Source organism: Bradyrhizobium sp. USDA 4486, assembly GCF_054057995.1.
In genome coordinates, this window is the sequence record NZ_JBSRZV010000001.1 from 7420599 (window position 1) to 7436353 (window position 15755).

The window sequence follows — 15755 nt, forward strand, 5'->3', positions numbered from 1 at the left end:
ACGAGCGACAACAGCAAAGGCCGCGGCGGTGACGCTGCGGCCTTTTTGCATCGTCATGATGGTCGGGGGCGGCGGCCGTTTCTCACCGTCGGCCCGATTCGTGGCGCGGGCACCACTGCGGCTCGGTTCTCCGTAGTTACCCGGGCCCCCCGGTGCACTTTGGAATGCAAATAATGTGATCGAGAAGACACACAGCCTGACAACCTTTCGTGGAATCGTCAAAACGCCCAAAAAGTCGGCAGATGCCCGCGTTTTTTGCTTCACGGTTTACCCGCCCCAATCCAAATTGCCGCAGTTACGAATTTTTGAAGTCAGATCGTGTGCCCCGGGGGGCTTCCGGGGGACTGGCTGGTAGAACTGGTGATGGGGATCGAAATGAAGAAAGTAGCTTTGTTGGCAACGGCGCTGGCAATGGTGACGGGTTCGGCTTTCGCGGCAGACATGCCCGTCAAGGCATTGAAGGCTCCGCCGCCGCCCGCCTTCGATCCCTGGGACGTCGCCTTCGGCGGCGGTATCATGAGCGACTACATCTTCCGCGGCATCACCCAGTCGAACCACAAGCCGTCCGTGACGGCCTATTTCGAGCCACGCTACAACGTCACCAAGGACCTGCAGCTCTATATCGGTACGTCGGCTGAGAGCATCTCCTTCCCGAACCGCGCCGCGGCCGAGGTCGACATCTACGGTGGTATCCGCCCGACCTTCGGCGCCTTCGCTTTCGATATCGGTGTCTGGGGTTACCTGTATCCGGGCGGGACCTGCTATTTTGGCCCACCCGGCATCGACAACGCCGGCGTCTTCCAGGGCGCCGAGTGCGCCGAGAAGGGCCTGCTCAACGGCAACGTCATCAAGAAGAACCTCAACTTCTTCGAAGTCTATGGCAAGGTTCTCTACACCATCAATGACAGCTGGGCCGTCGGCCTCAACGAGTACTACACGCCGAGCTACCTGAACTCCGGCGCGTGGGGCAACTACACCTCGATCACCGCCAAGTACACGGCGCCGAGCACGACCTTCGGATCGAGCGGCGTCGGCATGTACGTGTCGGGCGAGTTCGGCCGTCAGTGGCTCGGCACCTCGGACAGCTTCTACGGCGTCCCGGCCTTCCCGAACGGAATCAAATATGCCGACTACAACACCTGGAACATCGGCATCGGCTTCACCTACAAGGTGTTCACGCTCGATCTGCGTTACTCCGACACCGACCTCTCCAAGGGTAACTGCAACGCCTTCACCAGCGACTGGGCTGCCCGCGGCAACATCGCTCCGAACGCTGGCACGAGCGTGACGCCGATCAACCCGACCGGCGTCGCCTCGAACTGGTGCGGCGCGGCCGGCATCGCCAAGCTGTCCTTCGACCTGACGGCGATGAGCAATCTCAAGTAAGTTTCGTCCCGAGCAACTTGACGCGGGCGGCAGGGCAACCTGCCGCCCTTTTGCTTTTGGGGCTAAAGCGCGATGAAATCAGGATGAATCGTCATCGCGCTTTAGGTTGTTGTTTGAGCATGATCTCCGCGCAAACGCGTTCCGCGTTTGTCGCGAGGGAAAACCGCTGCGCACTTTGCACTAACGCGGCCCTCCGGGTCCGGATCATGCTTTAGCGAGCGGATCTCCCTCTCGTGCCCCGGACGCAGCGCAGCGCTATCCCGGCGATGCGAAGCATCGTCCGGTCAGCGCTGCGCTGCAGAGCCGGGGCCCATGCTTCTGGCGTGCGATACCTGGATCCCGGGTCTGCGCCGCAACGCTGAAGCGCGTTGCGGCTTGTCGGGGACACGACAGGACGTGCTGGTTCTTCTTCCGGCCGGAGTTGCCGGGGCTGCCTTTGCGCGTCAGCGCGCCGCGGTCGTCTCCGCCCGGGCCGCCTCGCCGCCCTTGCCGAGAACGTGGATATCGCCATCCTTCACCATCGCCACCTTCCGGCTGTGGAAGGCATCCAGCGTCGAGCGGTGGCCGATCGAGACGATGGTCGCCTGTGGCAGCTTCTCCGCGAGCAGCCGGTACAGCCGGGCGCCTCGGAGGGTTCGTCCAGCGACGCGGTGGCCTCGTCCAGGAACAGATAGTCCGGCGCATGGAGCAGCGCGCGGGCGAGCCCCAGCCGCTGTTGCTCGCCGAGCGATAGGATCCGGTTCCAATGACCGTCCTCGTCGAGCCGTTTGGCCAGCCGCGGCATGCCGACCGCGTTGAGCGCTTCCGCGATCTTCTCGGGCGCGACCGTGCCGTGTTCGGCCGGATAGATCACTGCGTCGCCGAGCGGGCCGATTGGAAAATACGGCCGCTGCGGCAGCATCATCAGTCTGGCCTTCTCGGGAATGGCGATGGTCCCGGTGCCGAATGGCCAGATGCCGGCGATCGCCCGGAACAATGTCGACTTGCCGGCGCCGGATGGCCCGCTCACCAGCACCCGCTCCGCCGGCTCGACCGTGAAGGCATCGGCGCTGACCAGCGGCTCGCCGTTTGGCAGCTCCACCAGCAAGCGTGCAAGGGTGATTGCCTTGCCACTCGACCGCGCGACGCCGATGGTCGGCTCGCGCGCGGTGACGGTGGCGGCGGAGCTGACCGACATCTCGAAGCCGTCGAGACGGGCGACGATGGCGCGCCATTCGGCGAGCGAGCGGTAGGCTGTGACGAAGAAGGACAGCGCATCCTGCACGCTGCCGAAGGCCGAGCCGGTCTGCATCATGTCGCCGAGCTGGATGCGTTTGGCGAAGTAGGCCGGAGCGACCACGACGTAGGGAAAGATCGTTGCCGCCTGACCGTAGCTAGCCGTGAAGGCGGTGAGGCGCTTGGTCCGGCTCATGATCGCGTACCAGTTGGCGATGACGGAGCCGAAGCGGTGCAGCAGATGCCCCCGCTCCGCGCTCTCACCCCTCAACAGTGCGATCTGCTCGGAATTTTCGCGCACGCGGATCAGGTTGAAGCGGAAGTCGGCTTCAAAGCGCTGCTGCTCGAAATTGAGGTTGATCAGCGGAGCGCCGATCCAGTGCGTCAGTCCCGTGCCCAGGATCGCATAGACCAGCGCACACCAGACCAGAAAACCCGGGATGACGAAATCGGTGCCGTAGATGTGCAGGGGGGCCTTGTTGGACAGACCCCAGAGGATGACGACGAACGAGGCCAGCGTCACGATCGACGACAGCAGACCGAGGCCAAGGACGAGCGTCTGCTCGACGAAGTTCTTGACGTCCTCGGTGATGCGCTGGTCCGGGTTGTCGGCCGGATCACCCTTGAGCTGCATGCGGTAATGCGTGGCACCGTCCAGCCATTCGCCGAGATAGTGTTGCGTCAGCCATCGCCGCCAGCGGATCTGGAGCCACTGGTTCAGGTAAAGCTTGTAGACGGCCAGGGCGACATAGGTGAAGGCAAGGCCAAGGAAGATCCAGACCTCCATGACGAACGCGTTGAGATCGTAGGCTTGGAGTGCGCTGTAGAACCGGTTCTGCCATTGATTGAGCAGCACGTTGATCGCCACCAGCGTCAGCTCCATCGCGATGACGACGCCAAGCAGGCCGCGGCCGGCCCATTTGTCTTCCGATCGGAAATACGGACCGGCGATTCGCCAGACGACCGCGAGCGTGGCGCTGATGTTCTTCACAGAGCAGGATCTCCTCGAGGGGGTGTGCACAAATGCCGGGAGCCAAATGGCTGCGGCGATGGCGGAAATTGGCTGCGCTTAGACTAAAGTCGCAGGTTCTGCAATTTGCGTTGGCTTGTCGCGGCTTGCAACCTTAGCATGGGCTTCAACGGCGCGGGGTGGGGGCCTCCAGTATTTCGCGAGCTTGTGAGCGGGCGGGAACCGCCGCAAATTGCGAGGAATTCACGTCCAGCTCGGGGGTTATCTTCCCAGCGTCAAGCAGGCTTGGCCGTCCACGCAAGGCCGCCTGCCGCAACACATGCGTGGGGGAGGAAGACCATGTGGAATCAAATCTATGATCCGCTGCACAGCCCCGTGCTGTCGACGATCGCCGCGGCGGTGCCCGTCGTCACGCTGCTGGTCCTGATCGCGAGCGGCCGCGTCCAGGCGCATATTGCGGCCGTCATCGCCGTGATCGTGACCAACCTGATCACGATCTTCGTCTTCACCATGCCGGCGAACATGTCGATCCGCGCCTCGATCCTCGGCATCGTGACCGGCTTCTTTCCGATCGGCTGGATCGTCCTCAACGTCATCTTCCTGTACCAGGTGACGGTCTCGACCGGGCGCTTCGAGCTGCTCAAGCGCGCGGTCGGTGGCGTCACCGAGGACCGGCGGCTGCAATTGCTGCTGATCGCATTCTCGTTCGGCGCCTTCTTCGAAGGCGCCTCGGGCTTCGGCACCCCGGTCGCAATCACCGGCGCCGTGCTGATCGGCCTCGGCTTCTCGCCGCTCGCGGCATCCGGCCTGTCGCTGATCGCCAACACCGCGCCGGTGGCTTACGGTGCACTGGGCACCCCGATCCAGGGCCTTGCCTCGGTGACCGGGCTCGATCCCTACATCTTAGGTGCGATGGTCGGCCGGCAATTGCCGTTCTTCTCGCTGATCGTGCCGTTCTGGGTGGTGTGGGCGTTCGCGGGCTGGAAGGGCATGAAGGACGTCTGGCCGGCGATCCTGGTCACCGGCGTATCGTTCGCGATCCCGCAATTCGTGATCTCGAACTTCATTAATCCCTGGATCGTCGACATCGGCGCATCGCTGATCTCGATGGGCGCGCTGATCCTGTTCCTGCGGGTGTGGCAGCCGCGGCAGCTCTGGCTGTCGCCGGCCCTGCGCGGCCACGATGAATCGGCCGCGACCATGGCGGCGGCAAGACCACTGGACAAGACGCCGCTGACCCAGAGTGAGCTGTTCAGCGCACTGCTGCCGTGGATCATCGTCTGCGTCGTGATGCTGATCTGGGGCAACGGCGCCTTCAAGAGCTGGGCGAATTCGATCTTCACTTGGAACTATCCGGTGCCCGAGCTGCACCAAATGATCAACAAGATGCCGCCGGTCGCGCCCGGACCGACCAAGGAGAGCGCAGTCTTCAGCTTCACCTATCTGTCCTTCACCGGCACCGGCATGCTGATCGCGGCGATCATCTCCGGCTTCCTGATGGGCGTCGGTCCCGGCCGGCTCCTGACCGAGTACGGTCGCACCATCCGGCTGTGCGCGATCTCGCTGATCACGATCTCGGCGATGCTCGCGATCGGCACGCTGACGCGGCTGTCCGGCGTCGACGCCACACTCGGTCTCGCCTTCGCCGCAACCGGCGTGCTCTATCCCTTCTTCGGCACGCTGCTCGGCTGGTTGGGCGTGGCGCTGACGGGATCGGACACCGCCTCCAACGTGCTGTTCGGCAACCTTCAGAAGATCACCTCCGAACAGCTTGGCCTGTCGCCGGTGCTGATGGCGGCGGCGAACTCGTCCGGCGGCGTGATGGGCAAGATGATCGACGCGCAATCGATCGTCGTCGCCTCCACCGCCACTAACTGGTACGGCCATGAGGGTACGATCCTGCGCTTCGTGTTCTGGCACTCGATCGTGCTGGCCTGCCTCGTCGGTGTGCTGGTGACGTTGCAGGCCTATGTCTGGCCGTTCACGGCGCTGGTCCTGAAATAGCCACACCGGTTTCGCGGCAAATCCCCGCGGGGGTCGTCCCCACGCGGGGATTTTTGCATCTCAAGCATGATCCGGAAAAGTGCGCAGCGGTTTTCCGCGAAGATCATGCTCAAACAACGGTCCAAAGCGCGATGACGATTCTTGCCAATCTCGTCGCGCTAGTGCGGGCGAACCTTCTCAATGGCGCCGCCGTCTTATAGAAGGTGCCGCAAATCAGGTCGGTCGAGAGGTGCCATGGTTTCGTTCAAGCTGGTGGTGTGTGCGGCGGTTGCAATGCTCGCCGCGTCCGGCCTCGCGCGCGCCGAGGAGGGATTTCCGTTCGGCACCGAGATGACGCTGGAGGCGCTGCCGCAAGCAGGCTCGAAGCGGATTCCGAACATCGAGATCGGCGACAATGGCGAGGTCGTGCTGGAGCTCTGGTGCAAAGGCGGCAAGGGCCAGTTCTCGGTCGCCGGCAACACCGTGATCTTCGTGCCGGGCCAGATCCAGGATCGCTCCTGTCCGCCGGCCAAAGCCCAGGCCGACGACGACCTCGTCGCAGCCCTCGGCAGCGTCGAAACCTGGAAGCGCCAGGGCGACGTGCTGACCCTGATCGGCCCGAAGCCGCTGCGGTTTCGCGTCAATGGGAATTAGGTCTCTCGTGTCCCGGACAAGGCGTAGCGCGCAGGCGCTACGACGCAAAGGCTTGCCTCACGTGCAAGCCGGGACCAGTTTCTTATCCGCGACTTCGCTTGTGGCTTCTGGGCCCCGGCTCTGCAGCGCTTTCGCGCTGCGTCCGGGGCACGAGCGTCACGTCACTTCCACACCGACTTGTCGGCGTCCCACCGCTGGCCCTTCAGCTCCCTGGCGAGCGCCTCGATCGAGCCGTTGTCGTCGGGTTGATCGCCTTCCTCCTCGGCGGAAGCTTCATCCGAAAGATTGAGCTTGGCGCCACTGCTCTCATCGGCGGTGGTGATCGCAGGGCTGCCGATCCACAGCATCAGCTTGTCGGTGGTGCCCGGCTTGTCGGGCGAGATCAGGCCTGCGACCTCGATCGTGTCGGTGAGCTCGAGCGCCGGGAAATCCTGGTTCGGCCGCTTGAAGACCAGCTTGAGCTTGCCGGTGGCCGGGTTGAAATTATGCGACACCGGCTTGGCCGCGAGCGTCCTGCTCAGCACGCCGGCGATGGCCGAAGCGAGCTTGTCGCGGTTGACCTTGTCGCCCTCGCGCCAATCGGCGGCGGGAATGCGGATGGTGCGGTCCATCTCGGTCATCCCCGCGGTCCAGCCGGCCGCGGTGACGCCGGGCATCGCCTTGAACTTGCCGAGCAGCGCGGCCGCGCGCTCCGGATCGACCGACATGTTGATGGTCTGCTCGCCGGCGCGCAGCGCGTCGCAGCCAACCGAAAGGCTCGCCAGCGTCACCTCGACATCCTGGCCCTTCAGGCTCTTCAGGAATTCGGTTGCCGCATCCAGCTTGACCTTGACCGCGATCGCCTCCGGCGAGACTTCGGTGAAGTCCTTCGGCTGCGGCGTGATGCCGTCGTCGGAGGTCTGGTTGTCGAGAAACTCTCTCTCGCTGAGATCGGAGTTGTCCGGCGAGGTGACCTCGGTCACCACTGAGCCGATGCTGATCTGACCGCGGAACTCGAACGTGTCTCCGGTCGGCTTGCGCAGCAGCTTGACGCTGACTGGCGCTTTCTCGCTGAGGCTCTGCGTCGTGCCCGTCAAGTTCTGGCCGGCGACCTGGAGATTGACGACGAAGCGGTCCTTGCGCTCGGAATTCTTCGCGACGGGATAGCAGACGTCGAGCACGGCGGATGTGACCGTCTTGCCCTGCCGCGTTTCCTTCAGGATCACGTCGGCATTGCCGTCCATCAGCCCGTCGATCGAGGTGAAATAGCGCGTCTCGGTTCCGCCCGGCGCGGTGGCCTTCGGCGACAGTTTCATCTGCGCGGATGCGATTTCGGGCGAGGCGGCGAGCAGAGCCGCCAAAACAATCGTCAGGCAAACCAGGAGTGTGCGCATCGCCGAAATCCTCGAAGGAACAGAATCGGCCGCCACCGTAATTGGTTTTGGCCGTCCGTTGAATTGCAAAGCGTCAGGGAGAGGATCGGCAAAAAAGAAGGCCGCCCGGAGGCGGCCTTCGTAGGCGCTGCAGTGAAGGAGGGGCTTAGAAGCCACCCATGCCGCCGCCGGCGGGCATCGCGGGTGGAGCTTCCTTCTTCGGCATTTCGGCGACCATCGCCTCGGTGGTCACCAAGAGGCCGGCCACGGAGGAGGCGTCCTGCAGCGCGGTGCGGACCACCTTGGCGGGATCGATGATGCCCTTCTCGACCATGTCGACATAGTCCTCGTTCTGGGCGTCGAAGCCGAAGGTCTCGGACTTGTTCTCCAGGATCTTGCCGACCACGATCGAGCCTTCCACGCCCGCGTTCTCGGAGATCTGGCGGATCGGAGCTTCCAGCGCCTTCAGCACGATGTTGATGCCGGCCTGCACGTCCGCATTGTCGTTGGACAGACGGCCCACCGCCTTCTTGGCGCGGAGCAGCGCGACGCCGCCGCCGGGGACGATGCCTTCCTGCACTGCGGCGCGGGTGGCATTGAGCGCGTCCTCGACGCGGTCTTTCTTCTCCTTGACCTCGATCTCGGTGGCGCCACCGACGCGGATCACCGCGACGCCGCCGGCGAGCTTGGCAAGCCGCTCCTGGAGCTTCTCACGATCGTAGTCCGAGGTGGTCTCCTCGATCTGGGCCTTGATCTGGCCGACGCGGGCCTCGATGTCGGGCTTCTTGCCGGCACCGTTGACGATCGTGGTGTTCTCCTTGTCGATCACCACCTTCTTGGCGCGGCCGAGCATCTTCACCGTGACGTTCTCGAGCTTGATGCCGAGCTCTTCCGAGATCAGCTGGCCGCCGGTGAGGATCGCGATGTCCTCGAGCATGGCCTTGCGACGGTCACCGAAGCCCGGCGCCTTGACAGCGGCCACCTTGAGGCCGCCACGGAGACGGTTGACGACCAGCGTGGCCAGTGCCTCGCCCTCGACATCCTCTGCGATGATCACGAGCGGCTTGCCCGACTGCACCACGGCTTCCAGCACCGGCAGCATGGCCTGCAGCCCCGACAGCTTCTTCTCGTGCAGGAGGATGTAGGCGTCCTCGAGCTCGGCCGTCATCTTCTCGGCATTGGTGACGAAATAGGGGCTGAGATAGCCGCGATCGAACTTCATGCCCTCGACGATGTCGACCTCGGTGTCGAGCGACTTGTTCTCCTCGACGGTGATGACGCCCTCGTTGCCGACCTTCTGCATCGCCTGGGCGATCATCTTGCCGATGGCGGCATCGCCATTGGCCGAGATGGTGCCGACCTGGGCGACCTCGGAGGAGGCGGCGACGGGCTTGGCGCGCTTCTCGATGTCCTTGACCACGGCCTGGACGGCGCTGTCGATGCCGCGCTTGAGGTCCATCGGGTTCATGCCGGCGGCAACCGCCTTGGCCCCTTCGCGCACGATGGCCTGGGCCAGCACGGTCGCGGTGGTGGTGCCGTCGCCGGCGAGGTCGTTGGTCTTGGAGGCGACCTCACGCACCATCTGGGCGCCCATGTTCTCGAACTTGTCCTCGAGCTCGATCTCCTTGGCGACGGTGACGCCGTCCTTGGTGATGCGCGGCGCGCCGAAGCTCTTCTCGATGACGACGTTGCGGCCCTTCGGGCCGAGCGTCACCTTGACGGCGTTGGCGAGAATGTCGACGCCGCGCAGCATGCGATCGCGCGCGTCTCCGGAAAACTTGACGTCCTTGGCAGCCATGGTCTGCAGTCCCTCGTGTTGCGTGATGTGTCTTGTTTCGTGCAGTGCGGCGCTCTCGTCGTCATTGCCGGGCTTGACCCGGCAATCCATGCTGGTGCGAAGAAGGATGGATGCCCGAGTCAGGCCCGGGGCATGACGATGGAGTATTCAGCGGCCGTTCAGGCGGATGGCCTTAGGCCAGCACGCCCATGATGTCCGACTCCTTCATGATCAGGAGCTCCTCGTTGTCGATCTTGACCTCGGTGCCCGACCACTTGCCGAACAGCACGCGGTCGCCGGCCTTGAGGTCGATCGGAATCAGCTTGCCGGCCTCGTCGCGGCCGCCGGGGCCGACGGCGATGACCTCGCCCTGGGACGGCTTTTCCTTGGCGGTGTCCGGAATGATGATGCCGCCCTTGGTCTTTTCCTCGGCGTCGATACGTTTGACCACGACACGGTCATGCAGCGGACGAAATTTGGACTTAGCCATGACGTTTCCCTTTGCAGGCTCACTTCGGAAGTAGTGAAGTCGGTGGGGCGGCGCTGCCGTTCCTCCTCTTCCCGAGGATCGAACGGAGCGCTTAGCAATCGGGCTTTCCGAGTGCTAAGAGTGGCCCGGGAATATGGCTTGGCCGCGATCCTGTCAAGCAAAGGTGGTTAAGCGATTGGTGAGGCGGATATAGGATGGTGGCATTGGAAACTTGGTCGGGGCGCCCGCGTGTTAAAGGACGTCATTGCTCCGGCGGCAGTTTTGCGCTTGGCTGCGGCAGGGGTGCGGCCATGGTCTTGTTCGGGGGAATGCCATGATCAATTCAGCTCGCGCGCGCACGGTCGCCAATCTGGCCGCTGCCTCTGGCCTGGCGTTGCTGCTTGGCGCCTGCGGCGGCGGCATGAGCCTGCCGTCGTTCTCGTCCTCCCAGCCGCCGCCCGAGGCCGAGCCCGGCACCGGTCCTGAAATGCCGGCGACAATCCGTGCCGACGAGATCGTCGGCCGCTGGGGTCTCGCCTCGTTCCAGAACCCGGCCGACCGCGCCCGCACCGAGGCCGCGGCGAGGGCCCAGTGCAAGAACCCTTACGTGATCACCGCCGGCTCCTCCGGCGGCGTGATCATGCATCTGGCCGACCAGGCCACCCCGCAGGAACTGCGGCTGAAGGGCTCGCCCAGCGGCAAGAACTACATTGGACCGGCCGGCCCGACCCCCGGCGAGCAGGACCGCGAGATCGTCTCCTTCGATGGCCGCGTCCTGATCACCCGCTTCATCGACAAGGACGCCGCCACCCGCTACGGCAACATGGTCTACGTCCGCTGCGCGCCACGGGCGTGATTTCTTTCCGTCATTCCGGGGCGCGCGAAGCGCGAACCCGGAATCTCGATGTGGTAGGCTTCCTGCCTTAAAGCTCTGGATCCCGGGTTCGGCTTTGTCGAGCCGTCCCGGAATGACGTCATGGCTAGAACAAAAACGCCGGCCCCTCAGCCGGCGTTTTGCTTTGTTTCGTGTTTCCCGCGCTCAGTCGAACAGCGCGTCGATGTCGTCCTGCGAGGCATGACCGACGTCGCCGGCGAGCTTCGGGCCGTTGAGGAGCTTTTCGTCTTCGCTGCGGTGATCGACCGGCGCCGGCACATGCGCCTTGATCGCGTCGACGCCGCCCCAGATGTCCATCATCGCATTGATGTGCTGCTCGATGAACTTCATCGTGGTCATGACCTTGCTGATGCGCTGGCCGGTCAGGTCCTGGAAGTTGCAGGCTTCGAAGATCGAGATGACACGTTCCTGGATGTCGTCGGCAAGGCGCTTCTGCTGGTCGGCCGAGTCCACCTTGGACATCGCGCTGGCCGCCTGGTCGATCGACTCGGCAGCTTCGAGGATCTGCTGGGTCGCCTGCTCGGTGCCGCCGACGACCGCGCCGAGCTCGCCGTTGACCTTGGCCATCTCGCCGCCATCGAAGCTCTTGCCGTGCAGCGTCGCGATCTCGCGCTTGGTGCGGTCGATGGCATCGTGGATCAGGTCGAGCTCGACCTTCAGCTTCTCGCACTGTTCGATCTGCGCCCGGTAGGTCTCGAGCATGGTGCGCGCTTCGGCAAGCTCATGCGCCGTGGACGCATCGATCGCCGCCATGGCTGCGCTGCCGGACAGCGGGGCAGCCACAACGCCCTTGGCCATCTGTGCGCGGATCGCGCGCAACTCCGCCATGATCTCGCTATGCATCGGGCCCGCCTCTTCGGTTGCGTCAAGAATCGGCATCTCGCCACCGACGATATCTTCGACGCGAAAACGCTTGCGGTGAACAGCCATCAGGATACTCCCCCCACCTCACTCACGCGTCTTTGTAGGCAGAAGCGATTTAACACGAAGTTCACAGCCGGAACTGTGGTGCAGACGTGCGCGACGGCGCACAAAAGACGCGGTTAACCATCACCGCGCGGCATTCATCGAAAATAAACGCTGATCGCCAAATTGCAGCCTCGCGCACGACATGGTGAATCGAAACGCCCGATGCGTTTACCAAACAAAACAGCTTTTGCTCTTTATTGACCACGTCGAGGGGCGCGATCAGCCATCAGCTCCATGACGCAAATGATCTAGACGAAACAGTACAGAGTACGTCGATGTTCAAGAGAATGTCTGTCGCGCTGCTCGGCAGCGCTTGCTCCTTCATGGCCGGCGCGAACAGCGCAAGCGCCTTCGACAACACGGTGCCGAACGACCCGCCCGCGGTGCTCTACGCCCCGCAGGTGCCGCCCGCGCCGATGCGCGTTGCCTCCAATTCCAACATGGGCGGCGGCTTCATCGAGTTCCTGTTCGGCGACGGTCCCGGCCGTGGCCCGGCCTACGCGCCGCAAGCGCCGGTCTATCAGCAGCAGCCCGGCTATTACGACCAGCGCCGCCTGCCGCCGATGGGCGAGCCGCAGATGCAGGGGGGATATCAGCAGGGCGCGCTCCAGCAGGAAGCGATCGATCCGCGCCAGCGTCCGTTCGATCCGAAATTCGAGAAACAGATTGTTGACTATAGCGGCAAGGAAAGTGCCGGCACGATCGTGGTCGATACGCCGAACAAGTTCCTCTACCTCGTCGAGGGCAACGGCAAGGCGATGCGCTACGGCATCGGCGTCGGTCGTCCCGGCTTCACCTGGTCCGGCGTCAAGTCGATCACCGCAAAACGCGAATGGCCGGACTGGACGCCGCCGGCGGAAATGCTCGCGCGCCGACCTGACCTGCCGCGGCACATGGAAGGCGGCCCGGAAAACCCGCTTGGTGCGCGCGCGATGTATCTCGGCTCGACGCTCTACCGCATCCACGGCTCCAACGAGCCCTGGACCATCGGCACCAACGTCTCCTCCGGCTGCATCCGCATGCGCAACGAGGACGTCATCGACCTCTACGGCCGCGTCAATGTCGGCACCAAGGTCGTGGTGATGTGAGTCTCTTTACCCTCTCCGACAAGGGGGAAGGAAAGAGGTTATGAGCACGACGCGCGAAAAAAGGCCGCCCACAAGGGCGGCCTTTGCACTGAGATTCGTCCCTAGCTCACGCATAATCGCTGCCGCCATCGTCGCCGCCGCCGAAATCGCTGTCGTCGGCCATGTCCATGTTGCCGTCGTCGCGATCGTCGTCGTAGTTCTGGTCGTTGTCGTCGCGATCGTTCGAGGCCTGGTCGAAGAAGCCCTGACGGGAGTCGCGGTTGGAGCCGATGTCGTTGAGACCGGCGTCGCGTGCGAGCGAGCCGCCGGACTGATCGCCCCCACCACCCCACGGACTGCCGCCACCGCGTTCCTCGATGATCGTGGTGTCGCCAAAGGCCTGATGCGAGCCGCCGCCCATCATGCCGCGGATGCTGGAGAGCAGCAGCGAGCCGCCGACGACGCCGGCCGCGGCTGCTGCCGCCGTGCCGAGGAACGAGCCGCCGCCACCGCCGACCGGCGGGGCGCCATAACCCGGCGCTTGGCCCTGACCCGGACCTTGTCCGTAAGCCTGACCATAAGGCGGCAGGCCGTAGCCCGGCTGGGTCTGCTGCATCGCCTGGCCGCTGTTCCAGACAGGCCGCTGCTCACGCGGCGGCACGTTCGGAACCGAGCCGCGAGACTGGCTTCCGCCGAACAGCGTGTCGCGCATGGTGTCGAGGAAGCCGCCGGACGAAGCCTGCTCCGGCGCACGGGCTGCTTCCAGCTCCTGGATGCGGTTATGGGCGCGCTTCAGCGCTTCGTCCTGCACCAGCGTGGTCTGCACTAGCGCGTAGATCGCGCCAGGCGCCTTGCGCAGGCCGTCGGAGATCGCGGTGATCGCGTCGGGATCGCGCGGTGCATTTTCCAGTTTCGAAAGCCGGTCGAAAAGCTCGTCAACGAGTTGGCGTTCCTGCGGCGTCATGATCAATCTCCTTCGCGCAAACCAAGCGCGAGCAAGATGTAGGGTTCCATTATGGCCCCAACAGTGCCGGCCATATTAAATTTCGGTATGCGACAAGCTGACCCGCGGCTTGTTTTCGGCCGGGTTCACCCCAGCGTGACGCCGCTGTCAGCCAGCAGGCGCGCAAAGGCATCGCCTGAGAGATAGGCATGCTCGCGCTCACGGACATCGGTCATCGGGTCGAGGCCGGTGAGGACGTCATCGACGAAGCCGGGGTGGCACATCACGAGGCCCCCATCGGGCAGGCCTTCGAGGAACTGCCGCATCAATGCGCCGAAATCGGCCGCGCGCGCGAAATCATAGGCGCCGGCAAAACCCGGATTGAAGCTGAGGCCGGCGCTACCCGCGCGGCGGCGGAATTGCGCGCTGAGGATGTCGAGCACCATGGCCTTCGGTGAGGCCAGCCGCTGTGAGAGCGGCAGGTTGCGGCCGCCCTGGCGCACCCAGGCCTTCGGCGCGGTCTCAGCGACTGCATCGACAAAGCCGTCGCGCACCTGCGGAAAGAGCTGTACGTGCTGGTGGCCGTCGACGAAGTCGGGCGCGCGGCCGAACGCTTCCACGAAGGCCGCCAGCTGCGCCTTCACCTCGCTGCGAAAGAATTCGCGGTCGAGCCGGCGCGCGAGACCGGCGCGCAGCAGCTTTGGAAACGGCAAGAACATGTCGCCGTCGAGCGGGCGGAAATGCATCGTGAGCGGCCGGAACGGCGCCGACAGCGTCACGTGCAATCCGATCGCGCAGCGCGGGCTTGCCTTCGCGGAAGCTTGCAGCGCTTCGACCTCGCCGCGTTCGATCGCGGGGCCGACCATCATCACCGAGGTCGCGTTGAGGCGGCCGCGTTCGATCAGGTCGCGGATGGCGCGGTTGACGCCCGGGCTGATGCCGTAATCGTCGGCGCAGAGCCAGATCCGCCGCAGGCTCGCGGCCGCGCTCATTCGGCCGCGGTCCTCTTGGCGGCGTCATCAGCCTCGAAATGCTTCTCGCTGTGCTCGGCGACGAAGTAGATCGGGCGCGCCTTCAGCTCGGAGAGGATCTTGCCGATATATTCGCCGACGATGCCGATCATGATGAGCTGCACGCCGCCGATCGTCATCAGGCCGACCACGAGCGAGGGATAGCCGGGGACCTGCTTGCCTGTGGTGAAGACCTCCCAGAGAATCGAGAGGCCGAACAGGAAGGCGACGCCGGCGAGCATGACGCCGAGCAGGCTGGCGAAGCGCAGCGGCGCCACCGAGAACGAGGTCAGGCCCTCGATCGACAGGCCGAGCAGGCGGGCGGCATTGAAGGTGGTGACGCCATGGGCGCGCGGCGCCGGCTCGTAATCGACACGGATCTGGCGGAAGCCGATCCAGCTGGCGAGGCCCTTGAAGAAGCGGTTGCGTTCGGGCAGTTGCCGAAGCGCCGTGACTGCGCGCGGCGACAGGAGGCGGAAGTCGCCGGCGTCCTCCGGAATTTTCTGGCGGGCGCCCCAGTTGATCAGGGCGTAAAAGCCGTGCACGGCGAGCCGGCGCAGGAAGGTCTCGTTATCGCGGTGCGCCTTGGCGGTATAGACGACGTCATAGCCGTCATCGATCCAGTGCCGCACCAGCTGCTCGATGAGAGCAGGCGGATGCTGACCGTCACCGTCCATGAACATCACGGCGCCGAGCCGGGCATGATCGAGGCCGGCCATCAGTGCCGCCTCCTTGCCGAAATTGCGCGACAGCGACACCACCTGGACATCGATCGCGTCGGCCGGCAGCGAACGGGCAATCGACAGCGTCGCGTCTGCGCTGCCGTCATCGACATAGACCACCTCGCAGGACAGCCGATAGCGCTGGCGCAAGGTCCTGGCGAGATCGCAGATGCGCTGGTGCAGGGCGGCAAGGCCTGCGGCCTCGTTGTAGACGGGCACGACAATCGACAGTCCCTTCGCGGCGGCGTTCGCTGCGGTGGTCGTCAGGCCGGAAACATCAGAGCCCAGCGTCATCGATCAAGGTTCCAGAAGCGTTCAAGGTCATCTCAACAGCATATGGTAG

Annotated in this window: 12 protein-coding genes and 1 pseudogene; 5 read left to right on the forward strand and 8 right to left on the reverse strand. The window is 64.4% G+C overall.

Translation table 11 applies throughout. The annotated features are described in order from the left end of the window. Positions 1–375 precede the first annotated feature (375 nt). Positions 376–1386 (forward strand): TorF family putative porin, encoded by a 1011-nt coding sequence (locus ACVWY3_RS35050; protein ID WP_456842525.1) that lies wholly within the window; start codon positions 376–378, stop codon positions 1384–1386. 443 nt (positions 1387–1829) lie between these two features. Here ACVWY3_RS35050 and ACVWY3_RS35055 read toward each other — a convergent pair. Next, positions 1830–3592: pseudogene (locus ACVWY3_RS35055) on the reverse strand (ABC transporter ATP-binding protein/permease). 318 nt (positions 3593–3910) lie between these two features. On the opposite strand from ACVWY3_RS35055, the gene ACVWY3_RS35060 reads away from it, so the two are divergent. Then, entirely contained in the window at positions 3911–5575 is a 1665-nt protein-coding gene (locus ACVWY3_RS35060; protein WP_456842526.1) for an L-lactate permease, read from the forward strand. A gap of 234 nt (positions 5576–5809) precedes the next feature. Then, positions 5810–6208 carry an META domain-containing protein gene (locus tag ACVWY3_RS35065; RefSeq protein ID WP_456842527.1) on the forward strand — a complete coding sequence of 133 codons (399 nt, stop codon included), beginning with the start codon at positions 5810–5812 and terminating at the stop codon, positions 6206–6208. 161 nt (positions 6209–6369) lie between these two features. Here ACVWY3_RS35065 and ACVWY3_RS35070 read toward each other — a convergent pair whose 3' ends face one another. From ACVWY3_RS35070 to ACVWY3_RS35080, 3 genes are all read right to left on the reverse strand, one after another. After that, positions 6370–7581: a hypothetical protein gene (locus tag ACVWY3_RS35070; RefSeq protein ID WP_456842528.1), complete on the reverse strand. Its 1212-nt coding sequence runs from the start codon at positions 7579–7581 to the stop codon at positions 6370–6372. 145 nt (positions 7582–7726) lie between these two features. Next, a complete protein-coding gene (gene groL, locus ACVWY3_RS35075; RefSeq protein WP_456842529.1) occupies positions 7727–9358 on the reverse strand; it encodes a chaperonin GroEL in 1632 nt (543 codons plus the stop codon). Positions 9359–9530: 172 nt separating this feature from the next. After that, entirely contained in the window at positions 9531–9827 is a 297-nt protein-coding gene (locus ACVWY3_RS35080; RefSeq protein WP_456842530.1) for a co-chaperone GroES, read from the reverse strand. Positions 9828–10140: 313 nt separating this feature from the next. Between ACVWY3_RS35080 and ACVWY3_RS35085 the strand changes: the two genes are divergently transcribed. Further along, positions 10141–10662 (forward strand): hypothetical protein, encoded by a 522-nt coding sequence (locus ACVWY3_RS35085; RefSeq protein ID WP_456842531.1) that lies wholly within the window; start codon positions 10141–10143, stop codon positions 10660–10662. Between the two features lie 183 nt (positions 10663–10845). On the opposite strand, the gene ACVWY3_RS35090 is transcribed toward ACVWY3_RS35085, so the two are convergent. Then, the gene (locus tag ACVWY3_RS35090; RefSeq protein WP_456842532.1) at positions 10846–11631 is read right to left on the reverse strand and encodes a protein phosphatase CheZ; all 786 of its coding nucleotides are present in this window, start codon (positions 11629–11631) and stop codon (positions 10846–10848) included. Positions 11632–11945: 314 nt separating this feature from the next. Here ACVWY3_RS35090 and ACVWY3_RS35095 point away from each other — a divergent pair, with 314 nt between their 5' ends. Beyond that, the gene (locus ACVWY3_RS35095) at positions 11946–12758 is read left to right on the forward strand and encodes a L,D-transpeptidase family protein (RefSeq protein ID WP_456842533.1); all 813 of its coding nucleotides are present in this window, start codon (positions 11946–11948) and stop codon (positions 12756–12758) included. 106 nt (positions 12759–12864) lie between these two features. Here the strand turns inward: ACVWY3_RS35095 and ACVWY3_RS35100 are convergent, their stop codons facing one another. From ACVWY3_RS35100 to ACVWY3_RS35110, 3 genes are all read right to left on the reverse strand, one after another. Then, positions 12865–13701 carry a DUF2076 domain-containing protein gene (locus ACVWY3_RS35100; protein ID WP_456842534.1) on the reverse strand — a complete coding sequence of 279 codons (837 nt, stop codon included), beginning with the start codon at positions 13699–13701 and terminating at the stop codon, positions 12865–12867. A 125-nt stretch (positions 13702–13826) separates the two neighbouring features. Further along, entirely contained in the window at positions 13827–14672 is an 846-nt protein-coding gene (locus ACVWY3_RS35105) for a ChbG/HpnK family deacetylase (protein ID WP_456842535.1), read from the reverse strand. Continuing rightward, positions 14669–15706 carry a glycosyltransferase family 2 protein gene (locus tag ACVWY3_RS35110; RefSeq protein ID WP_456842536.1) on the reverse strand — a complete coding sequence of 346 codons (1038 nt, stop codon included), beginning with the start codon at positions 15704–15706 and terminating at the stop codon, positions 14669–14671. The genes ACVWY3_RS35105 and ACVWY3_RS35110 overlap by 4 nt, the downstream gene beginning before the upstream one ends. Positions 15707–15755 lie beyond the last annotated feature (49 nt).